The organism is Nocardia cyriacigeorgica GUH-2 (assembly GCF_000284035.1).
GTDB classification, from domain to species: Bacteria; Actinomycetota; Actinomycetes; order Mycobacteriales; family Mycobacteriaceae; genus Nocardia; species Nocardia cyriacigeorgica_B.
Window position 1 is genome coordinate 1,540,709 of sequence record NC_016887.1, and the last position, 25,276, is coordinate 1,565,984.

At 69.2% G+C, this 25,276-nt stretch carries 23 protein-coding genes; 13 read left to right on the top strand and 10 right to left on the bottom strand.

What is annotated here, in order from left to right:
• Window positions 1–22 precede the first annotated feature (22 nt).
• A complete protein-coding gene (locus tag NOCYR_RS06960; RefSeq protein ID WP_014349647.1) occupies window positions 23–400 on the bottom strand; it encodes a DUF1707 SHOCT-like domain-containing protein in 378 nt (125 codons plus the stop codon).
• Between the two features lie 151 nt (window positions 401–551).
• Here NOCYR_RS06960 and NOCYR_RS06965 point away from each other — a divergent pair, with 151 nt between their 5' ends.
• The 5 genes from NOCYR_RS06965 (at window position 552) to NOCYR_RS06985 (ending at window position 5,865) form a co-directional block, all read left to right on the top strand.
• The gene (locus NOCYR_RS06965; protein WP_014349648.1) at window positions 552–848 is read left to right on the top strand and encodes a WhiB family transcriptional regulator; all 297 of its coding nucleotides are present in this window, start codon (window positions 552–554) and stop codon (window positions 846–848) included.
• Between the two features lie 61 nt (window positions 849–909).
• A complete protein-coding gene (locus NOCYR_RS06970) occupies window positions 910–1,629 on the top strand; it encodes a MerR family transcriptional regulator (protein WP_048833089.1) in 720 nt (239 codons plus the stop codon).
• 165 nt (window positions 1,630–1,794) lie between these two features.
• A complete protein-coding gene (locus NOCYR_RS06975) occupies window positions 1,795–2,607 on the top strand; it encodes a hypothetical protein (RefSeq protein ID WP_148280555.1) in 813 nt (270 codons plus the stop codon).
• A gap of 139 nt (window positions 2,608–2,746) precedes the next feature.
• On the top strand, window positions 2,747–3,325 hold the full coding sequence (locus tag NOCYR_RS06980; protein WP_228780995.1) for a dihydrofolate reductase family protein: 579 nt from the start codon (window positions 2,747–2,749) through the stop codon (window positions 3,323–3,325).
• A gap of 149 nt (window positions 3,326–3,474) precedes the next feature.
• Window positions 3,475–5,865, top strand: a complete 2,391-nt coding sequence (locus NOCYR_RS06985) for an ATP-binding protein (protein WP_158430134.1) — start codon at window positions 3,475–3,477, stop codon at window positions 5,863–5,865.
• A gap of 15 nt (window positions 5,866–5,880) precedes the next feature.
• Here NOCYR_RS06985 and NOCYR_RS06990 read toward each other — a convergent pair whose 3' ends face one another.
• The 3 genes from NOCYR_RS06990 to NOCYR_RS07000 all read right to left on the bottom strand — a co-directional run bounded on the left by NOCYR_RS06990 (window position 5,881) and on the right by NOCYR_RS07000 (window position 10,586).
• On the bottom strand, window positions 5,881–6,225 hold the full coding sequence (locus NOCYR_RS06990) for a hypothetical protein (RefSeq protein ID WP_014349653.1): 345 nt from the start codon (window positions 6,223–6,225) through the stop codon (window positions 5,881–5,883).
• 531 nt (window positions 6,226–6,756) lie between these two features.
• The gene (locus NOCYR_RS06995; protein WP_014349654.1) at window positions 6,757–8,004 is read right to left on the bottom strand and encodes a serine hydrolase domain-containing protein; all 1,248 of its coding nucleotides are present in this window, start codon (window positions 8,002–8,004) and stop codon (window positions 6,757–6,759) included.
• Between the two features lie 107 nt (window positions 8,005–8,111).
• Window positions 8,112–10,586 (bottom strand): phosphoketolase, encoded by a 2,475-nt coding sequence (locus tag NOCYR_RS07000; RefSeq protein WP_014349655.1) that lies wholly within the window; start codon window positions 10,584–10,586, stop codon window positions 8,112–8,114.
• A 144-nt stretch (window positions 10,587–10,730) separates the two neighbouring features.
• Here NOCYR_RS07000 and NOCYR_RS07005 point away from each other — a divergent pair, with 144 nt between their 5' ends.
• The 6 genes from NOCYR_RS07005 to NOCYR_RS07030 all read left to right on the top strand — a co-directional run bounded on the left by NOCYR_RS07005 (window position 10,731) and on the right by NOCYR_RS07030 (window position 16,496).
• Window positions 10,731–11,312 (top strand): FKBP-type peptidyl-prolyl cis-trans isomerase, encoded by a 582-nt coding sequence (locus NOCYR_RS07005; RefSeq protein ID WP_014349656.1) that lies wholly within the window; start codon window positions 10,731–10,733, stop codon window positions 11,310–11,312.
• A gap of 145 nt (window positions 11,313–11,457) precedes the next feature.
• Window positions 11,458–12,849, top strand: a complete 1,392-nt coding sequence (gene tig, locus NOCYR_RS07010; RefSeq protein WP_014349657.1) for a trigger factor — start codon at window positions 11,458–11,460, stop codon at window positions 12,847–12,849.
• 183 nt (window positions 12,850–13,032) lie between these two features.
• The gene (locus NOCYR_RS07015) at window positions 13,033–13,620 is read left to right on the top strand and encodes an ATP-dependent Clp protease proteolytic subunit (protein WP_048833091.1); all 588 of its coding nucleotides are present in this window, start codon (window positions 13,033–13,035) and stop codon (window positions 13,618–13,620) included.
• 41 nt (window positions 13,621–13,661) lie between these two features.
• On the top strand, window positions 13,662–14,330 hold the full coding sequence (locus NOCYR_RS07020; protein ID WP_014349659.1) for an ATP-dependent Clp protease proteolytic subunit: 669 nt from the start codon (window positions 13,662–13,664) through the stop codon (window positions 14,328–14,330).
• A gap of 333 nt (window positions 14,331–14,663) precedes the next feature.
• Window positions 14,664–15,944, top strand: coding sequence for an ATP-dependent Clp protease ATP-binding subunit ClpX (clpX, locus tag NOCYR_RS07025; RefSeq protein WP_014349660.1), 1,281 nt, complete (start codon window positions 14,664–14,666; stop codon window positions 15,942–15,944).
• A 141-nt stretch (window positions 15,945–16,085) separates the two neighbouring features.
• Window positions 16,086–16,496 (top strand): Ig-like domain repeat protein, encoded by a 411-nt coding sequence (locus NOCYR_RS07030; protein ID WP_014349661.1) that lies wholly within the window; start codon window positions 16,086–16,088, stop codon window positions 16,494–16,496.
• A 35-nt stretch (window positions 16,497–16,531) separates the two neighbouring features.
• Here NOCYR_RS07030 and NOCYR_RS07035 read toward each other — a convergent pair whose 3' ends face one another.
• Window positions 16,532–16,915, bottom strand: coding sequence for a nuclear transport factor 2 family protein (locus NOCYR_RS07035; RefSeq protein ID WP_014349662.1), 384 nt, complete (start codon window positions 16,913–16,915; stop codon window positions 16,532–16,534).
• Between the two features lie 384 nt (window positions 16,916–17,299).
• Between NOCYR_RS07035 and mihF the strand changes: the two genes are divergently transcribed.
• Window positions 17,300–17,614 (top strand): integration host factor, actinobacterial type, encoded by a 315-nt coding sequence (gene mihF, locus NOCYR_RS07040; protein ID WP_014349663.1) that lies wholly within the window; start codon window positions 17,300–17,302, stop codon window positions 17,612–17,614.
• 95 nt (window positions 17,615–17,709) lie between these two features.
• Here the strand turns inward: mihF and fdhD are convergent, their stop codons facing one another.
• From fdhD to NOCYR_RS07055, 3 genes are read right to left on the bottom strand one after another with little or no spacing between them, the layout of a single operon-like run.
• Window positions 17,710–18,549, bottom strand: a complete 840-nt coding sequence (fdhD, locus tag NOCYR_RS07045) for a formate dehydrogenase accessory sulfurtransferase FdhD (RefSeq protein ID WP_014349664.1) — start codon at window positions 18,547–18,549, stop codon at window positions 17,710–17,712.
• Window positions 18,546–20,840 carry an FdhF/YdeP family oxidoreductase gene (locus tag NOCYR_RS07050; RefSeq protein ID WP_014349665.1) on the bottom strand — a complete coding sequence of 765 codons (2,295 nt, stop codon included), beginning with the start codon at window positions 20,838–20,840 and terminating at the stop codon, window positions 18,546–18,548. The genes fdhD and NOCYR_RS07050 overlap by 4 nt, the downstream gene beginning before the upstream one ends.
• A gap of 56 nt (window positions 20,841–20,896) precedes the next feature.
• Window positions 20,897–22,075 (bottom strand): FHA domain-containing protein, encoded by a 1,179-nt coding sequence (locus tag NOCYR_RS07055; protein ID WP_014349666.1) that lies wholly within the window; start codon window positions 22,073–22,075, stop codon window positions 20,897–20,899.
• 348 nt (window positions 22,076–22,423) lie between these two features.
• Between NOCYR_RS07055 and NOCYR_RS07060 the strand changes: the two genes are divergently transcribed.
• On the top strand, window positions 22,424–22,939 hold the full coding sequence (locus NOCYR_RS07060; protein WP_014349667.1) for a GNAT family N-acetyltransferase: 516 nt from the start codon (window positions 22,424–22,426) through the stop codon (window positions 22,937–22,939).
• Window positions 22,940–22,998: 59 nt separating this feature from the next.
• On the opposite strand, the gene NOCYR_RS07065 is transcribed toward NOCYR_RS07060, so the two are convergent.
• A complete protein-coding gene (locus NOCYR_RS07065; RefSeq protein ID WP_014349668.1) occupies window positions 22,999–24,555 on the bottom strand; it encodes a glycerol-3-phosphate dehydrogenase/oxidase in 1,557 nt (518 codons plus the stop codon).
• The gene (locus tag NOCYR_RS07070; protein WP_014349669.1) at window positions 24,555–25,220 is read right to left on the bottom strand and encodes a TetR/AcrR family transcriptional regulator; all 666 of its coding nucleotides are present in this window, start codon (window positions 25,218–25,220) and stop codon (window positions 24,555–24,557) included. The genes NOCYR_RS07065 and NOCYR_RS07070 overlap by 1 nt, the downstream gene beginning before the upstream one ends.
• Between the last annotated feature and the right edge of the window lie 56 nt (window positions 25,221–25,276).

A 25,276-nucleotide genomic window follows, 5' to 3' on the forward strand; every position in this document is an offset into this window, starting at 1 on the left:
AGCGTGCTGGTGAACTACCGTCTCAGCGGCCCGTTCCGCGTGTGGCGGACACCCGTCGAAGAATCACCGGTGCTGCTACGCCCGCCGCCACCGGCAGCAGCAACCACCACCAGCTGCCGACGACCAGCGCCAGGACCACACCGAATACGACGACCAAGCCCGCGCCGACAGCCGGCAGTGGGCTGGCCGGTGGTCCCAGCGGAACGGAATCCGGCACGGCGCCCGGCAGATCGATGAACAGCTCGGCCAGCTGTTCGGGCCGTTCGGCCGCGGCCACGACGGCGCTGCGGGTCTCGAATTCGTCCAGGCTCAGCCGCCCGGTACCGAGATGATGGGTGAGCTCGCGCAGGGCGCGTTCGCGCTCGGCGACACTGATCCGTAGCCCCGGCGAATCGGTCATGTGCGCAGAATAGGCGCGCGTCAGCACACCCGGCGGCGGCCCAATTGCCATGGGCGGGAAGGGCGCCGGTGCGCTGACGAGTGACGGTTCCCACATCTGGGGAGAATTTAGGCTGGCACCGGCACGAACTCGCACCATGAGGAGTCCAGGTATGTCCACCGTGATCGAGCGCACCATCCCGGCTGCTTACGCCTGGGATTGGCAATTGCGCGGATCCTGCCGCGGGGTGGAATCGGCGGTGTTCTTCCACCCGGACGGCGAACGCGGCCGGGCCCGCGCCGCCCGGGTACGGCGGGCCAAACAGATCTGCGACAGCTGCCCGGTCCTGGCCCAGTGCCGCAACTACGCACTGGCGGTGAGCGAACCGTACGGCATCTGGGGCGGCATGTCCGAAGACGAGCGCCGCGCCGCGGCCCGCCGCAGGCCCTGGGGTCGCCAGGGCTCCTGAGCGGACGCGCCGCGCCCGTCCACGCCCACTCCGACACGCCCGGATGTGGTTTCCTTGATGTATGGCTGGGCGTGTGGAGTACACGATCGACGAGCTTGCTCGCGAGGCCGGCACCACGGTGCGCAGCCTGCGGGTCTACCACGAGCGCGGGGTGCTGCCGCCGCCTCGGGTCAAGGGCCGCACCGGGTTCTACGGCGCCGAGCACCTGAACCGGGTCCGCACCATCAGCCGGCTGCTCGATCGTGGCATCAAACTCAACGGCATCAAGGAGTTGCTGGCGGCCTGGGATCGCGGAGACGATCTCGGCGACGTCCTCGGGGTGAGTGAGGATTCGGACGAGCTCGCGAGCGGGCCCGCCGAGGAGACCATTCCGGCCACCGAACTCGAGCGACGCTACCGCGAGGTCCCCAACGGCCTGGCTCGCGTCGTGGCGGCGGGCCTCTACGAACCCGTCGATGCCACCACCTATCGCCCGGCCGATCACACGCTCATCCGCGTCCTCGATCAGATGGCCGCCGCCGGAATCCCGGTCGACGACATGCTGACCGAGCTGAAGAAGCTACGCACCGACACCGACCGCATCGCCCGCCGCTATGTCGAACTGTTCCAGCGCACGGCCTGGCAGGCCTACCAGCAGTCCGAGCAGTTCGACGCGGATCGGGCTCGGCTCACCGAGAGCCTCGGCGTGGTCAAGAGCGTTCCCGGCCAGGTGACCGGAGAACTGGTGAACCGCTTCGTCACTCAGTACTTCGACGAGGATTCCGAACTCGCCGAGCTGTAGGGTCGGCGTTCGCCGCCGACAACGCCTCGCCCCAGCTGCTGATTTCCCACCCATGGTGGTTCCTCGCAACCTAACGTGCCGCTAACTAACGGTACATTGGGCGGCGATAACGATGGGGGCGGCCTACTCAGGCCGGATCCCGATCAGCGAGGAACGGAGATGGCGATGCGAGCGCTCACACGAACCGGCCGGACGCCGGCATGGCTGGCCGGCGCGGCGATCGCAGCTGCGCTCACGCTCGGTCCCGCGGCGGTTGCGAGCCTCGCCGCTGCTCCCGCGGCAGCCGCGGAGCATGTTGAAGGTTCCGGACTCGAAGGCGCTACGGCAGGGCCGAGTGTGGGCGTCGAATTCGTCAGTGACACCGGGATCGGTGACGGGGGAGTCGGTGGCTTCGGTGACGGCGGCGCCGGAGGGGACGCGGGATTCGGCGGTGGAGCCGACAGCGGTACCACCGACAGCGGGGTCGGCGGCCTCGGCGACAGTGGAACCAGCGGCGGCGACAGTGGGCTGGGCAGCGGCCTGGGTGACGGCGGGTTCGGCGGCGGCGCAACCGTTCCGGGCCTGCCCACCGACTCGCTCCCGGACCTCGGCGGCGATTCCGGTATCGGCACCATTCCTGGAACGGGCGAAACTCCCCAGCTGCCCGCGCCGCCGAGCGACTCTGACCCCGGCCAACCGGTCCCCGCCGACCCGGTCCATCCCCACGATCCGAACGGCGGCTGGCACGGCGACCGCTGGCCTTTCCCTGACCCGGGTTACCCCTTCAGCCCGTTCTTCCCGCAGACGCCGTCGCCCGAACCGCTCGAGGACTTCGATCCGCCATGTGCGCCGGGACAGCGTGGGGCCCATTGCGATACCGATCTGTTCGACGGGCACACCGGCCAGTCCGCACCGCTGACGCCCGCACCCTCGCCCGGCACTCACCATGGGCTGCCGTTCGGACTGTCGCTGCCCAGCGGAAGTGCCGGTCAGCTGTAATCCTGGATAAGTACTGGCATCCCGGCACCGATTCTGTTCTACCTAAGTAGATCCTCGCGCTCCTACCGATGCGCACGGCCGCGGTACGGGGCAACAATGCACACTGTCGCACGGCTAGGGACAGTGAGGGTTGCCTGGAATGGGAAGCGTGACGTTGTGGATGCAGATTTCGCTCGACGGCTTTGCCGAAGGGCCGGATGACGAGGTCCATTGGCCGGTGGTGGACGAGGAGCTGTGCGAATCGTCCCTCGACGAGCTGCGACGCGCCGATCTGTTCCTCTACGGCCGCAAGACCTACGAGATCATGGCCTCCTTCTGGCCGACGGCCGATGCGGCGCCAGGGATCTCGCCGTTCTATCTGGATTTCGCGCGCTGCTGGAAGGAGAAGACCAAGATCGTCTTCTCCCGCACCCTGCGCTCGGCGCCGTGGAACACCAGCGTGATCGGTGAGGACCTGGTCGAACGGGTCTCGGCGCTGCGGGACCGGCCGGGCTGCGACATGGTGCTGTTCGGCGGTGCGGAGACCGCGTCCACCTTCATCCGGCACGATCTGGTCGACGAGTACCGATTGTTCGTGCATCCGGTGCTGCTCGGCGGCGGCGTGCGGTTGTTCCACACCGGCCCGGAAGCCGCGGGCCTGCAATTGGTGGATGTGATGACCTTCGACAGCGCGGTCGTCGGGATGCATTATCAGCATGCGGGCCGTCCGGCGAGCTGAACGGCATCAGCGGGGGAGCGGGCCCGGCGAGCGGCTGCCGCGGCGAAATTTTCTTCCGTCGCCGCGTTCATCGGCTAATTTACGTCCATATGGTCGTGTTACCGGTGTCCGACGGCGTGCTCTCCGAATCAGCGCATGAGCTTCTCGGAGTGAGCGAATTCGTCGGCCGCACGGCCGAGTTGGCCCGCCTAGACGACCTGCTGGCCGGTGACGCGCGGTTGATCACGCTGGTGGGCCCCGGCGGTATCGGCAAGACCCGGCTGGCGGCCGAAGCGCTGCGGCGGCTGCGGCCCGAGCAGCGGCAAGCGGTGTATTGGGCCCGGCTGGCCGAGGTCGAACGCGAGGACCGGCTCGTCGACGAGGACGTGGTGCGCTCGGTGGTGCGCACCGACGGCGCCGACCCGTCGGAGTGGGATCTGCTGCTGAGCACCTTCACCGACGCACCCGAGGAACGGCGAATCCTGGTGCTGGACAACTGTGAACACGTGCTCGTCAGCGTCGGCCGGGTGATCACGAAACTGCTGGCCACCGCGCCCGCGCTGACCATCCTGGCCACCAGCCGCGAACCGATCGGCTGGATCGACGAATACATCCTCACCGTGCCGCCGCTGTCGCCCGGGCAGTCGCTGGCGTTGTTCCGGCAGCGCGCCGAACGCACGGGGCGGCCCATTCCCGACGATCGGGAGCAGATCGAGATCGCCGAACAGATCTGCCGCCACATCGATCACAGTCCGCTGTTCGTCCGGCTGGCCGCGGCCCGGTTGCGTCATCAGCCGCCGGCCATGGTGCTGCGCGAACTCACCGGCGACGTCGACGACAAACGGATGCGCTGGTCGCACGGCGTGCGGGTGGGTAATGAGCAGCGCCACCGCGGGGTCTACGACGTCATCGCGTGGTCCTATGAACTGTGCGGGCCGCAGGAACAGCTGCTGCTGGAACGGCTGTCGGTCTTCGCGGCCGGATACGAGACCGACGGCGCCGACTCGGTGCGCAACGGCATCGAACTCGCCGACGCCGTCGCGGTCTGCGCCGACGCGACGCTCTCGCCCGGTGCGATCGAGTACCTGCTGGAACGGCTCGCCGAACGGTCGTTGCTGTCGACCCACCACACCGCCGAATCGGTGCGGTGGTACCTGGTGGAAAGCGTGCGCGTCTTCGCCCGCGACCGCTTGCAGCGTCGCGATCCGGCCGAGGCGACCCGCATGGCCGACCGGCACCGCTGCTACTACCGCGACCGGGTCGTGGTCGGCGCCGACGACTGGTTCGGGCCGCGCGAGCAGGCCTGGGTGCAGTGGGTGCGGTCGGCGTGGGACAACATTCTGCTCGCCATCGACACCGGGCTCGACGACCCGGAGACCGCCGTCGTCGCCCTGGAGACCGCCGCGGTATTGCTCGCCACCTGGATCCCATCCATCCGGTGTGGCGGATGGGCGGTCACCCGGCTCACCGAACGCGCGCTCGAGGCCGCGCGCAACTCCCCGCCCGAGGGCATCCGGCACCGCGTGCGCGCCTCGGCGATGCTGGCCTGGAACGCGATCTGGCAGGGCCGCAACGAGTACGCGGCCCGGCTGCTCGATGAATGCGTGACGCTGTGCCGCACCGGCTCGGACATCGATGTGCCGTGGCGGGAGACCATCGACACCGATACCGGGCTGCCCGCTCCGGTCGAATGGACCTGCGGGCTGGAACTGATGCTGGTGCGCCGCGATCCGCGCGCCATCGATGTGCTTGACCGGGCCCGCCGCAAATACGCCGCTGCGGGCGATCACGCCGGCGAAGAGGGCAGCGATATGTTCCTGGCCCTGTCGCGTGCGGCCTTGGGTCCCCGCGCGGACGCCCTGGACAGCTCCGCGCACTATCTCGAACGCTCGATGAGCTCGGGATCGAAACTGGCCAAGGCCTGGGCGCAGATCACCCGGTCGGTCGCGCTGGCCAAGCACGGTGACGCGCGCCGGGCGCTCGAGTTGATCGACTCCGTGCCCGCCGACCAGCGATCCGCCGGCGACAGCTGGACCGCGATCTGGGCGGTAGTCGCGCGCATCATCGGCAAGACCCAGTTGTTATGCGCTGAGCGGGATCGACGCGCGGCCGTCGCGATGGCCACCGAGATCGCCCGCCTGGTGGGAAGTTTCGACGAGTTCGACCGCACGATGGGCGTCGCGGTGGCCGCGCTGCCGCTGGTCGCCGCCGAATTGCGGCTGGCCATGGAGGTGTCGGCGGCCGCATTCGGCGACGGGCCGTGGCCCGAGGACGGGCCGGGGGAGAAACCCGCCGCCCGGTCGCAGCTGTGGGACACGCTGTCACGGGCCGAACGCGATGTCGCGATCCTCGCCGCGGCCGGCTGGCCCAACAGCGCCATCGCGTCCCGGCGGCACAGCTCGATCCGCACCGTCGACGCCCAGGTAGCCGGCATCCGGCAGAAGCTGATGATCTCCTCCCGCACCGGGATCGCCGCCCATATCCCGCCCGAATTCGCCGAACGGGTGCGCGCGGCGGCCGAACAACGACCGCAGCGCCCGCGGCGTACCCGCGGGCGCTGAGTCGATCGTCAGGGTTTAGTCCGGGCCGCACTCACCGTGGCAACGGCTGCTGTAACCGGGCTTGTTGTCGGACTCGGTCTTGCTCGAGGAGTTGCGCAGGCCGCCGTGGTTGTGCGAGCCGTACCCGCGTCCCTGCCCGTACCCGCGGCTCTGGCCGTAACCCCGGCCGTGACCGTGCCCATCGCTGCCACGGCTGCTGTGGCCGTCGCCGCGCTGGCTGGAGGCCTTGCTGTCGGCACCCGCGGGCATCGCGGCCGCGAACTGCGGCGCGACGGCTGCCGGCACGAGGGCCAGCGCGCCGGCGAGGGCGGTGGTGGCGAGCATCTTGCGGACCGTGCCGCGTCGGACAGTGCTGCTCATGGTCTGCTCCGTTCGTTGTGCCAGGGCCCCGCATCGGGTCGGCAGTCGGGCCGCGGCTGCCGCCTGACCCAATCAATGTGTCGTTATATAGCGGTACGATACACGATGTGACGATGGTTGCTGAGCCGTTATTCCCGGAGCTGGGAAGGCTTGATCGCGCTGTGCCGCGCGTGACGCGATGGATGGGCGACTACCGAGGGGATCCGCGCGTGGATGACTACATCGACGCGCTCCCCGACTCGCAGCAGCAGAGCTGCCGAGGAGTGCGGGCGCAGGGGTTACGGGGTCGAGCCCGGGGAGCTTTTCACGCGTTACCCACGTGAGGCGGTACGTCGGTCACGACGACTGTGCCGCCGAGGTATTTGTTCGACGGCGCATCTCGACGTGGTCCCTGAGCCCGGCACGGTTGATCCGGCAGCCTTCCCGGTGTCCGGGCAACCGAGCCGCATCACGTGGCTCGGCGACTTGCGCGAACTCGAGGGCGCACGCTGACGGCTGTTCTCGGCTTCGGTCGCGGCGGGGGCGGCTGATTCAGCTTGCCGCGGCAGCCAGTTCGGCCGGGCCGGCGCCCCGCGCCGCACGCGCGGACCGCACCGCGGCCGCCGCGAGCATCGGCAGCCGCGCATCGCCCAGCGACATGGCGTGATTGCCCAACTGGTTGGTGACGAAGGCGATCGACAGTCCGAGACCGGGCATGGCCATCGCGCCGGACCCGCCGATGCCGTAGTGGCCGAGTGCGTGCCTGGTCAGCGTGGCGCCGACGATGCCGCGGTGATAGCCCAGCGCATGGTGCGGCGGGGCGCCGAGCACGTAGTCGAAACGGCTGTTGGCCGGCATCCGGGCGATCATCCGCGTGGTTTCCGGCTTCAACAGCCGCCGCGAGCCGATGCGCCCGTCGTTGGCGATGGCGCCGTACATGGCGGCCAGCGCGCGGGCGGTGAACACGCCGTTCCAGCCCGGCATCATCGCGGTGTAGGGGCGCTCGGTCTGGCTCATCTCGGCCCAGCCGTCGTAGATCACCTCGCGCAACGAGGTCAGCGGGCGCACCGATCCGGTCAGTCCGGTCAGCCGGTCGAGCGGGACCCGGCCCACGTGCAGTCGCGGTGACAGTGGCGCGATCCGGGACCGATGGTGTTCGGGGACGCCGAACCAGAGGTCGGCCTGACCCAGTGGTTCGGCCAATTCCGTGCGCACCAGTTCGGGGAACGGGCGGCCGGTCGCACGCTGGGCGATCTCGGCCACCAGCGTGCCGAAGGTCAGCCCGTGGTAGCCGGAGGCGCGCAGCCGCAGCGGATCGGGTGCGGAGGCGGCGAGTGCGGCGGCGAGGGTGTCGTGGTCGAGCATGCCGTCCGGATCGTCGATCAGTCCGCGAGTGCGTTGCAGGCCGGCCCGGTGGTTGAGCACCTCGCGGACGGTGATCGCGTCCTTGCCGTTCGCGGCGAACTCCGGCCAGTAGGTCGCGACGGGTTCGTCCAGCGCGAGGACGCCGCGTTCGATGAGGCGATGCGCGACGGTCGCGGCCACGCCCTTGCCGGTGGAGTAGGCCAGGGCCATGGTGTCGCCGCGCCAGCGCCGGCCGGCCGCGGCCCAGCCGCCCCAGATGTCGAGCACCGGCTCACCGTCCAGGTAGACCGCCAGCGCCGCGCCACCGTGTCGGCGGCGACGCATCATCGCGAAGAACTTCGTGGCCACCGGCACGAAGCGATCGTCGATCAGCATGGGGGCGGCGGGCGGGACGAGGTCCTCGGCCCACACGCCTTCGGTACCGGTAGCCGGCATGGTCAGACTCCTTTGTCTGCGTGACGCCCGGCCGCTTGCTGCTTGCTAGCAGTTGCAAGCGGTCGTACTACCGAATGTAACCCGTTTCATTACGTTGGGCAATGATCTCAGCGGCCCGGCCAGGACCACTGCGCCACCTCGGGGATGTCCTCGCCGTGCTCGCGGGTCCAGGCCCGGGCCCGCAGCCGCGCGTCCTGCATCTGCTGACGCAGCCCGCCCGCCTTCTCGCGCAGCCCGGGCACCCGGTCGATCACATCGGTGACCAGGTGATAGCGGTCCATATCGTTGAGCATCACCATGTCGAACGGCGTGGTGGTGGTGCCTCGTTCCTTGTATCCGCGCACATGCAGACCCGCGTGGTTGGTGCGCCGGTAGGTGAGCCGGTGGATCAGCCACGGGTAGCCGTGGAAGGCGAAGATCACCGGCCGGTCGCGGGTGAACAGGGTGTCGAATTCGGAATCGGGCAGCCCGTGCGGATGTTCGGTACTCGGCAGCAGCCGCATCAGGTCAACCACATTGATCACCCGCACCCGCAGCCACGGCAGCTGCTCGCGCAGGATGGCCGCGGCCGCCAGGGTTTCCAGCGTCGGCACGTCGCCCGCGCAGGCCAGCACCACATCGGGGCCTGCGCCGACATCGTCGTTATTGCCCGCCCACTCCCAGATGCCGATCCCGCGCGCGCAGTGCAGCGCCGCCGCCTCGACCGACAGCCAATCGGCCTGCGGCTGTTTACCCGCCACCACCACGTTCACGTAATGCCGCGAGCGCAGGCAATGGTCGAACGTCGACAGCAGGGTATTGGCATCCGGCGGCAGATAGACCCGCACGATCTCGGGCTTCTTGTTCAGCACAACATCGAGGAATCCCGGGTCCTGGTGGGTGAATCCGTTGTGATCCTGCCGCCAGACATGCGAGGACAGCAGATAGTTCAGGCTCGGAATCGGTCGCCGCCAGGACACCGCCGCGCTCGCGTCCAGCCATTTCGCGTGCTGATTGAACATGGCGTCGACGATGTGTACGAAGGCCTCGTAACAGGTGAACACCCCATGCCTGCCGGTAAGCAGATAGCCCTCGAGCAGGCCCTGGCACATGTGCTCGGACAGCACCTCGATCACCCGGCCGCGCCGGTCGAGCCCGACGTCGAATTCGTCGATCTCGGCCTGCCAGTTCCGGCCGGTGACCTCGAGGATGTCCTGTAACCGATTGCTGGCCAGCTCATCCGGCGCGAAGGTCAGGAAGTTGTCGGTATTGCGCGCGGTCACCTCACGCAGCCAGCCGCCGAGCACCCGGGTGGCTTCGTGCTGGGTGGCGCCCGGTGCGGGCACCTCGACGCCGAACTCGCGCCAATCCGGCAACCGCAGATCGCGCACCTGCGCGCCGCCGTTGCTCACCGGGTTCGCGCTCATCCGCCGGTCACCGGCGGGGACGAGATCCATCAGCTCCGAGACCGGTGCGCCGGACCCGTCGAACAACTCCGCCGGCCGATACGACCGCAACCACTGCTCGAGCACGGCGCGGTGGTCGTCGTCGGTGCGGGCGGCCGGCAGCGGGACCTGATGGGCGCGGAAGGTGCCCTCGACCCGCTCGCCGTCCACCTGCGGGGGACAGGTCCAGCCCTTCGGCGTGCGCAGCACGATCATCGGCCAATGCGGACGGGTCCCGTCGCCACCGCCGCGGGCGGCGCGCTGGATCTGCGCGATCCGCTCCAGCGCGGCATCCATCGCCGCGGCCATCGCCTGGTGCACCACAGCCGGATCGTGTCCGGCGACCATCAGCGGTTCGTAGCCGTAACCGCGCAGCAGCGAGATCAATTCGGGTTCGGGGATGCGGGCCAGGATCGTCGGATTGGCGATCTTGTATTCATTGAGCGCCAGGATCGGCAGCACCGCACCGTCGCGCGCCGGGTTGAGGAATTTATTGGCATGCCAGCTACCCGCGAGCGGTCCGGTCTCGGCTTCCCCGTCGCCCACCACGCAGAACACGGTGAGATCCGGATGATCGAGCGCGGCGCCGAAGGCGTGCAGTAGTGAATAGCCGAGTTCACCGCCCTCGTGGAATGAGCCAGGCGTTTCCGGCGCGCAATGGCTCGGCACCCCGCCGGGGAAGGAGAACTGCGCGAACAGCGCGCGCATGCCGTCGATATCGCGTGGCACATGGCTGTACAACTCGGAATAGGTGCCCTCCAGCCACGCGCACGCATTCGGGCCGGGACCACCGTGACCGGGGCCGGCGACGAACACCGCGTCCAGATCGCGGGCCAGAATCGCCCGATTGGCATGGACCCACACCAGATTCAGCCCGGGCACGGTGCCGAAATGGCCGAGCAGGCGCGGTTTGATGTGCTCGGGCCGCAGCGGTTCGCGCAGCAACGGATTGGCCATCAGATAGATCTGCCCGACCGACAGATAGTTCGCCGCCCGCCACCAGGCGTCCACGGCCGCGAGTTCGTCGGCGTCGAGCGGGCCAGGGGCTTCGGCGAGGTGATACGGACGCGGCGCGACCGAAGTGCCGCTGCCGGTGCCGATATTGTCGGCCGCGGTGGCGTCGGCGGCGGGATTGTCTCGAGAACCAGGCTGTGCCATGGGCGATTCTCCTCACGTTCGTGCCGTGCACCGGATGGAGATTCCCCGTCAGGCTACCGGCCGGATCCCGGGTAGGCCCAGGACTCGTCCGGTGCCGCGGGCTGACTCCGCGCCGGCCCGGCCGCGTCGATTAGGGTGCGCGGCATGCCTACCTCCGCCAGGACCATCGGTATCGCCACCCTCGCCGCGGCCGCCTTCGCGCTGTCGGCCTGCGGCTCCGACGACAGCTCCGACACCGACGCCGCGGCCACCAGCACCGCCGCCACGAGCGCGCGCGCCGCCACCGGCGCCCCCACCCCGAAGCCGTCCACCGGGCGCGAATGCACCGCCGAGGACATCGGCGTCACCGGCGGCTTCGGTGAGGCCCCGACCATCACCATCCCCGACGACTGCGATCCGCCGAAGCAGCTCATCGTCAAGGACCTCGTCACCGGCTCCGGCCCGGGCGCGCAGCCCGGCCAGGAACTGAAGATGAACTACACACTGGTGACCTGGTCGGACAAGCAGAAGCTGGACAGCTCCTTCGACCGCGGCGAACCGTTCGAGCTCACTCTCGGCGCCGGCATGGTCATCCCGGGCTGGGACCAGGGCCTCGAGGGCGTCCAGGAAGGCACCCGCCGGCTGCTGATCATCCCGCCCGACCTCGGCTACGGCGCGGGCGGCAACGGCATCAAGCCGAACGAGACCCTCGTCTTCGTCACCGACGCGGTCGACGTCCCGGACTGATCGGCACCGGCGCGGCCGGTCGGCCGGAGCGCACTGCCCGCCCGGATTGCAGGGCGTGCGCACCGGTCGACTAACCTTGCCTGGATGCGATCGGGGGGACACACCGACGTCAACGACCGATGAACTACGAACAAGGAGCATGTCCGTGAAGAGCACCGTCGAGCAGCTGAGCCCGACACGGGTCCGGATCAATGTCGAGGTGCCCTTCGAGGAGCTGAAGCCGGACTTCGACAAGGCCTACAAGGCCCTGGCCAAGCAGGTCCGTATCCCCGGCTTCCGCCCGGGCAAGGCACCGGCCAAGCTGCTCGAGGCCCGCCTCGGCCGCGGCGCGATCCTGGAGCAGGTCGTCAACGACGTGCTCCCGGCCCGCTACAGCGAGGCCGTGACCACCTCCGAGGTGAAGGTCATCGGCCAGCCCGAGATCGAGATCACCAAGATCGAAGACGGCCAGGAGCTGGCGTTCACCGCCGAGGTCGACGTCCGCCCGGAGATCACCCTGCCCGACTACAGCACCATCGAGGTCACCGTCGACGCCATCACCGTCGACGACTCCGACATCGACGAGCAGCTGCAGTCGCTGCGTCAGCGCTTCGGCACCCTCACCGGCGTGGAGCGCCCGGTGCAGGAGGGCGACTTCGTCTCCATCGACCTGTCGGCCACCGTCGACGGCCAGGACGTGCCCGAGGCCTCCACCACCGGCCTGTCGCACGAGGTCGGTTCCGGTCAGCTCATCGAGGGCCTGGACGAGGCCGTGATCGGCCTGTCGGCCGGTGAGTCCAAGGAGTTCACCTCCACCCTGGTGGCGGGCGAGCACGCGGGCAAGGAAGCCGTCATCACCGTCACCGTCGGTTCGGTCAAGGAGCGCGAGCTGCCCGAGGCCGACGACGAGTTCGCCCAGCTGGCCAGCGAATTCGACACCCTCGAGGAGCTCAAGGCCGATCTGCGCGGCCGGGTCGAGCGGGTCAAGAAGGTCCAGCAGGCCGGCGACATCCGCGACAAGGTGCTCGAGCAGCTGCTCGACAAGGTCGAGGTGCCGCTGCCCGAGGCCGTGGTCAAGGCCGAGATCGACGCCGTCGAGCACGACGCCGTGCACGGCTTCGACCACGACGAGGCCAAGTTCGCCGAGGCGCTCGAGGCGCAGGGTTCCAGCCGCGAGGAGTTCGACAAGGACACCAAGGAGGCCGCCGAGAAGTCGGTGAAGACCCAGCTGCTGCTCGACGCCATCGCCGAGGCCGAAGGCACCCAGGTCGGCCAGGAGGAGCTCACCGAGCGCATCCTGTTCCAGGCCCAGCGCTACGGCATGTCGCCCGAGCAGTTCATCCAGCAGGTGCAGCAGGCCGGTCAGCTCGGCGCGGTGTTCGCCGACGTCCGCCGCGGCAAAGCGCTGGCCGGTGTGGTCGGCAAGGCCACCGTCACCGACTCCGACGGCAACACCGTCGACACCGCCGAAATGTTCGGCAGCCCGGAGGATTCGGCCGAGGAGAACACCGAAGCCGCCACCGAGACCGCCGAAGCTCCGGCCGACGCCGAGAAGTAAGCCGAGCGGCGAAGAACCATTGAGAGATCAGCGTGATGGGTGCCCGCGGGGTTCTGTGATTGCGCTGTGAGCGAAGAAGGGCGGTACCGGGAGTTCGGTGCCGCCCTGCTTCGTTAATGTTTGTGTCAGCAACGAGCCGGCGAGAGAAGGCAGGTATCCGTGACAATCAACCAGGCAGGGGTCATGACATCCGCGACTGCTGGTCTCAACCTCAGTGATTCGGTGTACGAGCGCTTGCTCCGCGACCGCATCATCTTCCTGGGCACCCAGGTCGACGACGACATCGCCAACAAGCTGTGCGCGCAGATCCTGCTGCTGGCGGCCGAGGACCCGAGCCGCGACATCTCGCTCTACATCAACTCGCCCGGTGGCTCGGTCAGTGCCGGCATGGCCATCTACGACACCATGCAGTACGCCGAGTGCGATATCTCGACCATCGCCTTCGGCCTGGCCGCCTCGATGGGGCAGTTCCTGCTCACCGCGGGCACCAAGGGCAAGCGCTACGCGCTGCCGCACACCCGCATCATGATGCACCAGCCGTCGGCGGGCATCGGCGGTAGCGCGGCCGACATCTCGATCTACGCCGAGCAGCTCGCGCACACCAAGCGCGAACTCAACGAGCTCCAGGCGCTGCACACCGGCCAGACGGTGGAGCAGGTGACCGCCGACGCCGACCGCGACCGCTGGTTCACCGCGAGCCAGGCCCTCGAGTACGGCTTCATCGATCGCGTGATCAACAGCGCTCGCCAGGCGAACGGCACCGGTAACTGAGCCGCGAATCTGCTCACCTCACACCGACTTTGGAGACGAAGATGGCCAACCTGATCGACCCCCGCGCCGGCCTGTCCGGTATCGCGCCGGCGAGCCCGCAGGCCCGCTACATCCTGCCGTCGTTCATCGAACACTCGAGCTTCGGCGTCAAGGAGTCCAACCCGTACAACAAGCTGTTCGAGGAGCGCATCATCTTCCTCGGCGTGCAGGTCGACGACGCCTCGGCGAACGACATCATGGCCCAGCTGCTGGTGCTCGAGTCGCTCGATCCCGACCGCGACATCACCATGTACATCAACTCGCCGGGTGGCTCGTTCACCTCGCTGATGGCCATCTACGACACCATGCAGTATGTGCGTGCCGATGTGGCCACCGTCTGCCTGGGCCAGGCCGCCTCCGCGGCCGCCGTGCTGCTGGCCGCCGGTACCCCCGGTAAGCGGGCCTGCCTGCCCAACGCCCGCGTGCTCATCCACCAGCCGTCGCTGGAGGGTGGCATCCAGGGGCAGGTGTCTGACCTGGAGATCCAGGCCGCCGAGATCGAGCGCATGCGCCGGTTGATGGAGACCACCCTGGCCCGGCACACCGGCAAGGATCCCGACACCATCCGCAAGGACACCGACCGCGACAAGATCCTCACCGCCGAGGATGCCAAGGACTACGGCATCATCGATACGGTGTTCGACTACCGCAAGCTGAGCGCGCAGAAGTGATGCGCGCACCCGCGGCGCCCGCCCGGCGCCGCGGGTTGCCTGCGACACGCAGCGATTGCTGAATCGTTGCGCGTGTCGCGGACGGCTCGGCGACCGGGCGTATCGGGCGAATCATGGTGAGAACCCGCACAACCCCGGCGAGAAACATGCGCGAGTTGTCGACCAGTTTCGCGCACACCGGGTACGGTCGACCTAGGGACCTTTGCTCCCGGTTGACAGCACTGCACCACCACCCGGATACCGTCGACGGATTCAACGACACCTTCCACAGGTGGCGGAAAGCTGGCAACTGGATGGACGGTTGCACGCGAACAAGGAAGTAGGACCCACGAGATGGCGCGCATCGGTGATGGCGGCGATCTGCTGAAGTGCTCGTTCTGCGGAAAGAGTCAGAAGCAGGTCAAGAAGCTCATTGCGGGACCCGGGGTGTACATCTGCGACGAGTGCATCGACCTGTGCAACGAGATCATCGAAGAGGAGCTGGCCGAGTCCAGCGAGGTCAAGCTCGATGAGTTGCCCAAACCCGCCGAGATCCGGGATTTCCTGGAGAACTACGTGATCGGGCAGGACACGGCCAAGCGCACGCTCGCGGTCGCGGTCTACAACCACTACAAGCGGATCCAGGCCGGCGACAAGGGCCGCGACAGCCGCGGCGAGAGCGTCGAGCTGGCCAAGTCCAACATCCTGATGCTCGGCCCCACCGGCTGCGGCAAGACCTATCTGGCCCAGACGCTGGCCAAGATGCTCAACGTCCCGTTCGCCATCGCCGACGCCACCGCGCTCACCGAGGCGGGCTACGTCGGCGAGGATGTCGAGAACATCCTGCTCAAGCTGATCCAGGCGGCCGACTACGACGTCAAGCGCGCCGAGACGGGCATCATCTACATCGACGAGGTCGACAAGATCGCCCGCAAGAGCGAGAACCCCTCGATCACCCGTGACGTCTCCGGTGAGGGCGTGCAGCAGGCGCTGCTGAAGATCCTGGAAGGCACCCAGGCCAGCGTGCCGCCGCAGGGCGGGCGCAAGCATCCGCACCAGGAATTCATCCAGATCGACACCACCAACGTGCTGTTCATCGTGGCGGGCGCGTTCGCCGGGCTGGAGAAGATCATCTCCGACCGCACCGGTCACCGCGGCATCGGCTTCGGCGCCGAGGTGCGTTCGAAGGCCGAGGTCGACACGATCGACCACTTCGCCGATGTGATGCCCGAGGATCTGATCAAGTTCGGCCTGATCCCCGAGTTCATCGGCCGCCTCCCGGTGGTCGCCTCGGTGACCAACCTGGACAAGGATTCGCTGGTCAAGATTCTCTCCGAGCCGAAGAACGCGCTGGTCAAGCAGTACATCCGGCTGTTCGAGATGGACGGCGTCGACCTCGAGTTCACCCGCGACGCGCTCGAAGCGGTGGCCGATCAGGCCATCCTGCGCGGCACCGGCGCCCGCGGTCTGCGCGCCATCATGGAGGAAGTGCTCCAGCAGGTGATGTTCGACATCCCCAGCCGCGACGACGTCGCCAAGGTGGTTGTCGACGCCGACACCGTCAACGACAACGTGCTGCCCACCATCGTGCCGCGCAAGCGCGAGCGTGCCGAGCGTCGCGAGAAGTCGGCCTGAGTTCCGCACGTAAACGGCCCGTCCACACTGTGGACGGGCCGTTTATCGTTTCGGCGCGGAGTTGGCGATGACGGCCTCCCGGCAGGCGCGATCGTTGTAGGGTCGGTGCACTTGCAGGCGTCGCACAACGAGGAGCGGCCGATGTCGAAGCGTTTCCGAGCCCGCACCCTGGCCACCGCGGCCGCATTCGCCGCCGCGGCGGCCGCCGGCCTGGTGGTCACCGCGCCGGCCGCGTCCGCCAGTGTCACGCAGGTCAGTGTGATGCCGGACTACTCGTTCGGGCCCATCACCAACTACGGCACCACCTGTCAGTACACCGTGCGTGCCCGGCTCACCGAGGGGTTGACGCCGGTGACCTTCTACGACAACGGGGTGCCGTTCGCCACCGTGGCGCCCACCGACGGGGTCGCGCTGGTCACCTGGACCCCCACCACCCGCGGCCACCACACGCTGCAGGCGGTGCAGCCGACGACGGCGCAGGAGATCGCGCCGTGGGTTCAGGTGGAGGTGGGTGTGGGCATGCACATCGGCTACGCCTGCATCGTGGTGTGAGGCGTCGCCGGGCCGTGCCGCGGCCCGGCGCACGATCAGGATCCGGCGGGCTCCATGGTCAGGTCGTCCTGGCCCCAGTAGGCGCGCATACGCGTGATGCGGCCTTCGTCGTCGAATTCCATCACGTCGATCGGGTGCAGCGTCATGCGCTGCCCACCGGCGATGGTGACGAGGGTGAACATGAAGGCGGCGTGATTGCCGACGATGCGGACCGTGTCGGGATGGATCGAGGTTTCGCGCTCCAGGTTTGCCAGGATGTTGTAGAACTCGCGAATCGCGTCGTGGCCCTGCTTCGGCGGGGTGCCGATCGGGTCCTCGACGATCGCGTCCGGCGCATAGAGCGCGACGATGTCGTCGGTGGGGCCGCTGCCGACCAGTTTGACGTACTGCTCGACCACATCGCGGATCTGCCGTGCCATGGGAACTCCTGCCGAAATGAAACGTGTTCTAGTTCGGCACGATATCAGCCCGCTGGTCCCGCCGAGGCGGGAACGGACCTACCCCTTCACCCCACCCGCTGGGACACGGTGACGGCCGGTGCAATTCCGTCCGCGCCCGGTGCCGGAGAGCGCCTTTGATCTCCCTGGTTCGCCGTTGAACCTTGATCCGTGCGGGTGCTTCTGCTGATGTGTCGGTGCGCGCGGCCCTGCCGTTACGCGGCGTCACTGGGTACAACCTGCGGTATCCACCGGGTTCTTCCCCGGTGTGTCGGGCGTACCTTGTCGGTACGGTGATGTTGAATCGGTCCGGTCAACCAGATGTTCGAGTCAGATGTTCGAGTGACGAGTGAAAGCGGAGGAGACATGGCACTGCCTACCATGACCGCGGAACAGCGCTCTGAAGCGTTGGCCAAAGCGGCGGCGGTCCGCAAGGCGCGCTCCGAACTGATCGGCAAGGTGAAGTCGGGCAAGGTCTCAGTGGCTGATCTGCTGAAAAAGGCCGACTCCGACGACCTGGTCAAGAAGACGAAGGTCGCGGCCGTCATCAAGGCCCTTCCCGGTGTAGGCCCGGTCAAGGCGGCCAAGCTGCTCGACCAGGCCGAGATCCCCGAGGACCGCCGCATCGGCGGTCTGGGCGCACGCCAGCGCGCCGCCCTGCTCGAGGCCCTCGCCGACTGAGAAACCGGCGCTGAGCGTCCGCGCGATGAGCTCTCCGCGACGGACGCTCAGGTCGGCGCGAGCGTTTTACCGCTCGTGCACCGTGTAGACCCCGCTCAGGCGGGCCGGGAATGCGCCGAGGAGTCGGTGATGATCCGGTCCGGATGGGTGTAGATGTTCATGGTCTCGCCCCGCACGAACCCCGCCAGGGTGAGACCGGATTCGGCGGCCAGGTCGACCGCCAAGGAACTGGGCGCCGAGACCGCCGCCAACAGCGGGATGCCGGACATGACGGCCTTCTGCACCAGTTCGAAGGAAGCGCGGCCACTCACCACCAGCACCAGATCGCCGGCCGGGATCCGCGCTTCACGCACCGCCCAGCCGACAACTTTGTCCACGGCATTGTGGCGGCCGATGTCTTCGCGGACCGCCAGCACGGAGCCGTCGGCGGTGAACAGCCCCGCCGCGTGCAGACCGCCGGTGGCATCGAACACCGACTGCTCCGCGCGCAGCGCGTCGGGCAGCCCGGCGAGCACCTCGACCCCGATCATTGCGGCCGGTGTCGGCAGCGGGAAGCGGGTCCGGGTGCGGACCTCGTCGAGCGCGGATTTCCCGCACAGCCCGCAGGCGCTGGTGGTCAGGAAGTTTCTGGCCTTGACCGGGGCGGGCGTGCGCAGCGTGACATCGAGGACGTTGTAGGTGTTGCGGCCCTCGTCGTCGGTGCCTGCGCAGTAGCGGGCGGCGAGGATGTCGTCGACCGCGTCGATGATGCCCTCGGCGAACAGGAATCCGTGCACCAGGTCGATATCGCTGCCGGGTGTGCGCATGGTGATGGTCAGTGAGGCGCCGTCCACCCGGATCTCCAGCGGCTCCTCGACTGCCAAGGTGTCGGGCCGCTGCACCAGGCCGGTGGAGGAGACGCGCTGCATCCGGCGGCGCGCGGTGACCCGGCTCATGAGGTTGCCCGCTCCAGCCGGATGGTGACCGCCTTGGCCACCGGCGTGTTCGATCTCGCCGCCACATGATCGAGCGGGATCAGCGGGTTGGTCTCCGGGTAGTAGGCGGCGGCATTGCCGCGCGGAGTGGAGTAGGCGACGAGGCGGAAGCCCTCGACCCGGCGTTCGACGCCGTCGCTCCACTCCGAGACCAGATCGACCAGTTCACCGTCGGCGAAGCCGAGTTCGGCGAGGTCGCCGGCATTGACCAGCACCACCCGGCGGCCGCCGTGGATCCCGCGATAGCGATCCTCGAGTCCGTAGATGGTGGTGTTGTACTGGTCGTGGCTGCGCAAGGTTTGCAGGATCAGCCGGCCCGGCGGCACCGGCAGCCAGCTGAGCTCGTTGACGGCGAAGTTGGCGCGGCCGGTGGCGGTGCGGAATTCGCGGGCATCGCGCGGCGGATGCGGCAGCACGAAGCCGTTGCGCTGCCGGACCCTGCGGTTGTAGTCGGCGCAGCCGGGCACCACGCGGGCGATGGCGTCGCGGATGCGGTCGTAATCGCGGCGGAACTCGGCCCACGGCACCGGATGGCCGGGGCCGAACAGCTGCTGGGCCAGCTCGCAGACGATGGCGACCTCGCTGCGCAGGTGCTCGCTCACCGGGTGCAGCCTGCCGGTGGACAGATGCACCATCGACATCGAATCCTCCACCGAGACCTGCTGTTTCACCCCGTCTTGCAGATCCAGGTCGGTGCGGCCCAGGGTGGGTAGGATCAGGGCGGTGGCCCCGTGCACGACATGGCTGCGGTTGAGTTTCGTGGAGACCTGCACGGTGAGATCGCAGGCGCGCAAGGCCGCCTCGGTGACCTCGGTGTCGGGGGTGGCGGCGACGAAATTGCCGCCCATGCCGAAGAACACGCGCGCCTTACCGTCGCGCATGGCGCGGATGGCGTTCACCGTGTCCAGGCCGTGTGCGCGCGGCGCGGTGATGCCGAACTCGCGCTCCAGCGCGGCCAGGAAGGTTTCGGGCATCTTCTCCCATATGCCCATGGTGCGGTCGCCCTGCACATTGGAGTGTCCGCGCACCGGGCACACACCGGCGCCGGGTTTGCCGATCATGCCGCGCATCAGCAGCAGGTTGGTGGCCTCTTCGATGGTCGCCACACCATGGGACTGCTGGGTCAAACCCATGGCCCAGCAGATGATGACCCGCTCGGATTCGGCGAACAGGCGGGCGGTGCGGTCGAGCTGTTCGCGGCTGAGGCCGGTGGCCTGTTCGACGATGCCGAGATCGACGGCGCGGACCTGCTTTTCGTATTCGGCGAACCCGGCGGTGTGCGCGTCGACGAAGGCCCGGTCGACGACGCTGCCCGGCGCGCGGTCCTCGGCCTCGAACAGCAACTTGCCCAGGCCCTGGAACAGCGCCATATCGCCGCCGAGCCGGATCTGGAGGAAATCGTCGGCGATGGGGACCCCGGTGGTGAGGCCGCGGATCGTCTGCGGGTCGCGGAAGCCGATCAGCCCGGTTTCCGGCAGCGGGTTGACCGCGATGACGCGGGCCCCCGCCGCTTTGGCATCGGCCAGGGCGCTGAGCATGCGCGGATGGTTGGTGCCCGGGTTCTGGCCGGCCACGATGATGAGATCGGCGGCGGCGAAATCGTCGATGGTCACCGAGCCCTTGCCGATGCCGATCGAGCTGGTCAGCGCGGTGCCGGAGGATTCGTGGCACATATTCGAGCAGTCGGGCAGGTTGTTGGTGCCGAAGCTGCGCACCAGCAGTTGATAGAGGAACGCGGTCTCGTTGGCGGTGCGGCCGGAGGTGTAGAAGACCGCTTCGTCGGGGGTGGCGAGGGCGTTGAGGTGATCGGCGATCAGCTGGTAGGCGTCGTCCCAATCGATGGGGACGTAGTGATCCTGGCCGGGGCGCAGCACCATCGGGTGGGTCAGCCGGCCCTGCCTGCCCAGCCAGTACCCGGACTTGCCCGCCAGTTCGGTGAGCGAGTGCGCGGCGAAGAATTCCGGGGTGACGGTGCGCAGCGTGGCTTCCTCGCCGACCGCCTTCGCGCCGTTCTCGCAGAACTCGGCGGGCCTGCGATGACCGGTGGGTTCGGGCCAGGCGCAGCCGGGGCAGTCGAACCCGTCGACCTGATTGAGCCGCACCAGCGTGCGGGCCGTGCGCGCCACACCCATGTCCTCGACCGCCCGCTTCAGCGCGACGCCGACCGCGGTGACGCCGGCCGCCTGCTGTTTCGGCGCGGTCACCGTCAGGGCGGACTCATCGATATCCTCGGCCGGTCCTTTGCGGTGCATGCGCCCATTGTGCCCCGGCTCACGCCGGGCGCGAGCGAAGGGTGAGCGGCCGGGGCCTACCCGGTTGCGTCGGCGGCGGCCGGGTCGGGTCCGGGTTGGTAGGTCAGTACCCGTTCGCTGATCCGGATCCGGCCGCCGGGCGGCAGTTCGGTGGGGGTGCGGCCGAGGCGTGCCCACTCCGGCGAATCGGGTGTGGCCAGGAAGGTGCCCGACGCGGTGCCTGCGTCGCGGACGAAGACCTTGCCGTTGCTCACCGACACATAGGCATGGACCCGCGAGATGTGGCGGTCGCGTTGCAGCACGATCGGGGCCGCGGTGGCGCGGCGCACCGACTCGTCGGCGGAGGGGCCCCGGCCGATGACGTACGGACGATCCAGCGGATAGGTGGCGCCGTCCTCGGCGAGCAACACGCCCGCGGCTGGTGTGCTCGGTGCGGCTCCGACGGCCAGGCGTGGGCGTCGGCGGACCGTTTCCTGTGGTCCTGGTTTGTGCAGCGCCACCGGTTCCGGCGGATCCGAGCGCAGCGTGCCCGGGGCCTGCGACCAGGCCAGCGACATGGCCTGGGTGCCATCGGGCCGCGGGTTCGCGCGGTGCCGGGCGGGGGCCGACGGGGTGTTGGCCACCGGCGGTGCCGCGCTGGTCGGAGGGTGCGGGTCGGGTTCGGCGTCGGCGACGGCGAAGCCGGCCGGGGCGGTGGCGGGTGGCTCGCCCGGTGTCGCGTCGGAACGCGCCACGCGGCCGGCGGGCTGACGACCACTGCGCCGAACGCCCGCGCGCAACACGAATCCACCACCGGGAACCACGCCGGCGCGCAGATCGGTGCGTGGATGCTCGGCGAGCCGGCTGCTGGCATCAGGGCCGATCGCGATGGTGCGGAAAGGTTCACGGACGATCTCGTCCACCCAGGTGAATGCTCGGGAACCGGTGAGTCGCCGAGCTCCCTCGGCGCCGTCGATCATGGCGGCCACGGCGCCGCGCAACAACACCAGCGTGCCGTCATCGGTGGGGGCGAGTACGCCGAACGGCGGCGGTGCGGATCCCGCTCCGAACACCACTGCCGCCAGCCGCTGGGCAATGGCCGCACCCGGATGTTCGGTCTCCGCCACTGCCTCCACCGCACCGAGAATCCGCTCGGTGGAGGCGGTTTCGCCGCCGATGTAGATGATGACGTCGTCGAAGCGCGCCACCAGGCCATCGCCTGGCGCGACGCCGACTGTGGATGATCTGCCGCGCACTCGCGCCTCCTTCCTGGCGCACCACGGGGTCCAGCATAGAGGTCGTTCGAGTGTCGGACCGGGGGATGAAGACCGTCGGCGGGACGGTTGAGTGCCGCGAGGTTCGGTGGCGCACGTGCGGACGGGCATCGGTGCAGGTGGAAGTCGGCGACCAGCGGGATGACCCGCGCTGGTGACTTGCGGGACCGTGGTCGTGTCGCTCACTGGGGCCATCGCGGCCGGTCGGCTCGGGTGCCTGTGCGGCCGGTCCTGCCGGCCCCTGCGGCTCGGGGCAGAGGCGGAGGTTCGCGCAGCCGACCCGCACCAGCCCGCGATCACTGCTCGCCCGCGACTACCGTTGGGCCGGTGATGCGTGCCACCGTCCCGTCCGACCTTCCCCTGCTTCAGGACATCGAACGGGCGGCGGGCGCGCCGTTCGCCGAGATCGGGATGACGGCGGTCGCCGATGACGAGCCGCCGAGCATCGAGACCTTGCGCGAGTTCGCCGATGCCGGACGTGCCTGGGTGTGGACCGACGCCGGGGTGCCCGTCGCGTACCTGGTCCTGGCCGTCGTGGATGGCAACGCCCACATCGAGCAGGTCTCGGTGCACCCCACACACGCGGGCCTGCGGATCGGCCGCCGGCTGATCGACCACGCGGCCCGGTGGGCCCAGGATCGGGCCCTGCCCGCGCTCACCCTGACCACGTTCACCGAGGTCGAATGGAACGGCCCGTACTACCAGCGAATGGGCTTCCGCTACCTGTCCGCCGAGGAGGAAACCCCGGGCCTGCGGGCCATTCGCGCCGCCGAAGCCGCGCACGGACTGGACCGATGGCCCCGGGCGTGCATGCGCGCCGAGGTCGCGGGCTGGACCGCGCACTGAGCACTCGGTCTACCGAGCACGGCGTGCGAATGATCCTCACGCCCCTTGCGATCGGATAGCTAGTCGGTTCTCTCCGCTGCGAGCGCCTCTTCCGCAGCGGGCAGTGCGGCCGCGCGGTCCTCCGCGACGAGTCCGATGCGGGTGCGGCGGTCGAGGAGGTCGGCGGGGCCGAGGGCGCCTTCGTGGGAGATCGCCCAGGCGAATTCCGCTCGGGTGACGTCGATTCCGGGGGCCACCGGTTCGAGCAGGGCCGGGTCGGCGTCGGTCTGGGCGAGCACGGCGGTTGCTTCCGAGCCGTAGCGTTCGACCAGCAGGGGCGGGGCGGCGATCTTGTCGCGGGCGGCGCCGGAGACGGCGCCGACCAGCGGCAGCCGCTTCGTGCGGCAGGGGCCCGCGGTGAGGCCGGCGTGTGTGACGGCGGCGTCGACGGTGTCCTCGGCCATCTTGCGGTAGGTGGTGAGCTTGCCGCCGACGATGGTGATCAGGCCGTCGGGGGAGTGCAGGACGGCGTGTTCGCGGGAGATGTCGGCGGTGCTGTCGGTGCCGGTTTTCAGTAGCGGGCGCAGTCCGGCGTAGCTGCCGCGGATGTCGGCGCGGGTCAGCGGTTCCCGCAGAGCGGGGTTGATGGTGTCGAGCAGGAAATCGATCTCCGTGTCGGTCGGCCGGGGTTCGTCGGGCACCGGGCCGGGGGAGTCCTCGTCGGTCAGGCCCAGGTAGACACGGCCGTGCGCGGCGGGGAAGGCGAAGACGAAACGGCTGGTGCTGCCCGGCACCGGCACCGTCAGCGAGGCGCTCAATCCGCCGAAGGCGGCGGCGTCGAAGACCAGGTGGGTGCCCCGGCTGGGCCGCAGTTCGATACTCGGGTCGACCTGATCGGCCCACACGCCGGTGGCGTTGACGACGGCACGGGCGCGCACGCTCAGCGTCTCGCCGGTGCGGGTATCCCGTAGCGTCGCGGAATCGCCGGTGGCAGCGGTCACCTCGACGCGGGTGAGTACCGAGGCACCGGCCGCCGCGGCGGTGCGCGCCAGCGCCACCACCAGTCGCGCGTCGTCCACCAGCTGCCCGTCCCACGCCGTCAGACCGCCGCGCAGCCCGTCCCGGCGCACCGTGGGCGCCAGTCGCAGCGCCTCGGCCGCCGCGACTCGCCGCGAACGTGGCAGCAGGCTCGCCGGTGTGCCCGCGCCCCGGCGCAGCAGATCACCGGCCAGGAAACCGGCCCGCACCAGCGCGCTCTGCGCCATCCCCAACTCCGGCAGCAACGGCACCAGCTGCGGAAGCGGACGCACCAGATGCGGTGCCGTGGTGCGGATCAGGATGCCGCGCTCCACCGCGCTCTCATGCGCGATCCCGACGTGCCCGCCGGCCAGATACCGCAGCCCGCCGTGCACCAGTTTGGAACTCCACCGGCTGGTACCGAACGCCAGATCGTGCCGTTCCACCAGCACGGTGCGCAGTCCACGGGACGCGGCGTCGAGCGCGACACCGGTTCCGGTTACGCCGCCGCCGATCACCAACACGTCGATCTGCTCCGCGTCGCCGAGCGCCGCGAGTTCGCGCCGGCGCCGGTGCGCGTTGAGCGCCGAGTCGCCGGTGCGTGCCGAATTGCGTGTCATCACAGTCCTTGTCGTCGGTCGGACACGGTGCCGGGGTCGGCCGGGGCGCTCGGTGTGGCATCGCAGGAGGCCGGTCGGGGAGCCAGATAGCCGTCGACGGCGCGGGCCAGCTCGGTGTCGAGGGCGGCGCCGTCGAGCAGCCCCGACACCGTCTCCGCCGACTGCACCACCGATTGCGCGATGAGCAGCAGCATCGTCGCCATCTGTGCGGGATCACCGTCGCGGACCGATCCATCCGCGTGGCCCTCCCGGATCGCTGCGGTGAACAGGTCGATCAGATGGCGCTGATTGCGGCCGAGCCTGCCGAAGACGTAGGTGAGCATCAGGTCGGTGTCGGCGCGGAAGATCTTGCGGAACAAGGGGTTCGCGCGCACCGCGGCCGCGCCGGCGACGATGCCGTCGACCAGGCGCTGCCGCACCACGCCGTCGGCGGGGATGGCGGTGGCGAGGATGTCACCCAATTCGCGCACCAGCAGATCGGCCACCAGCGAGCCGGTATCCGGCCAGCGCCGGTACACGGTGGGCCTGCTCACCCCGGCGCGCCGTGCGACCTCGGTGAGCGTGGTGCGCCGCACCCCGAACTCCGCGACGCAGGCGCGCGCGGCATCGAGGATGGAGCGGTCTATGGCCGAGGGCTCGGCGCCGGGCTCATCGGCGACGGTCATGGGTTCACCACCCGGGGTCGGGGCGTGGCGACTCGGTCGTCACGCAGTAATACACG

Bases quoted from the DNA above. Each gene is read 5' to 3' on its own strand.
- NOCYR_RS06960 (WP_014349647.1), bottom strand. From the start codon at position 400: ATGACCGATTCGCCGGGGCTACGGATCAGTGTCGCCGAGCGCGAACGC.
- NOCYR_RS06965 (WP_014349648.1), top strand. From the start codon at position 552: ATGTCCACCGTGATCGAGCGCACCATCCCGGCTGCTTACGCCTGGGAT.
- NOCYR_RS06970 (WP_048833089.1), top strand. From the start codon at position 910: ATGGCTGGGCGTGTGGAGTACACGATCGACGAGCTTGCTCGCGAGGCC.
- NOCYR_RS06975 (WP_148280555.1), top strand. From the start codon at position 1,795: ATGCGAGCGCTCACACGAACCGGCCGGACGCCGGCATGGCTGGCCGGC.
- NOCYR_RS06980 (WP_228780995.1), top strand. From the start codon at position 2,747: ATGGGAAGCGTGACGTTGTGGATGCAGATTTCGCTCGACGGCTTTGCC.
- NOCYR_RS06990 (WP_014349653.1), bottom strand. From the start codon at position 6,225: ATGAGCAGCACTGTCCGACGCGGCACGGTCCGCAAGATGCTCGCCACC.
- NOCYR_RS06995 (WP_014349654.1), bottom strand. From the start codon at position 8,004: ATGCCGGCTACCGGTACCGAAGGCGTGTGGGCCGAGGACCTCGTCCCG.
- NOCYR_RS07000 (WP_014349655.1), bottom strand. From the start codon at position 10,586: ATGGCACAGCCTGGTTCTCGAGACAATCCCGCCGCCGACGCCACCGCG.
- NOCYR_RS07005 (WP_014349656.1), top strand. From the start codon at position 10,731: ATGCCTACCTCCGCCAGGACCATCGGTATCGCCACCCTCGCCGCGGCC.
- NOCYR_RS07015 (WP_048833091.1), top strand. From the start codon at position 13,033: ATGACATCCGCGACTGCTGGTCTCAACCTCAGTGATTCGGTGTACGAG.
- NOCYR_RS07020 (WP_014349659.1), top strand. From the start codon at position 13,662: ATGGCCAACCTGATCGACCCCCGCGCCGGCCTGTCCGGTATCGCGCCG.
- clpX (WP_014349660.1), top strand. From the start codon at position 14,664: ATGGCGCGCATCGGTGATGGCGGCGATCTGCTGAAGTGCTCGTTCTGC.
- NOCYR_RS07030 (WP_014349661.1), top strand. From the start codon at position 16,086: ATGTCGAAGCGTTTCCGAGCCCGCACCCTGGCCACCGCGGCCGCATTC.
- NOCYR_RS07035 (WP_014349662.1), bottom strand. From the start codon at position 16,915: ATGGCACGGCAGATCCGCGATGTGGTCGAGCAGTACGTCAAACTGGTC.
- mihF (WP_014349663.1), top strand. From the start codon at position 17,300: ATGGCACTGCCTACCATGACCGCGGAACAGCGCTCTGAAGCGTTGGCC.
- fdhD (WP_014349664.1), bottom strand. From the start codon at position 18,549: ATGAGCCGGGTCACCGCGCGCCGCCGGATGCAGCGCGTCTCCTCCACC.
- NOCYR_RS07050 (WP_014349665.1), bottom strand. From the start codon at position 20,840: ATGCACCGCAAAGGACCGGCCGAGGATATCGATGAGTCCGCCCTGACG.
- NOCYR_RS07060 (WP_014349667.1), top strand. From the start codon at position 22,424: ATGCGTGCCACCGTCCCGTCCGACCTTCCCCTGCTTCAGGACATCGAA.
- NOCYR_RS07065 (WP_014349668.1), bottom strand. From the start codon at position 24,555: ATGACACGCAATTCGGCACGCACCGGCGACTCGGCGCTCAACGCGCAC.
- NOCYR_RS07070 (WP_014349669.1), bottom strand. From the start codon at position 25,220: ATGACCGTCGCCGATGAGCCCGGCGCCGAGCCCTCGGCCATAGACCGC.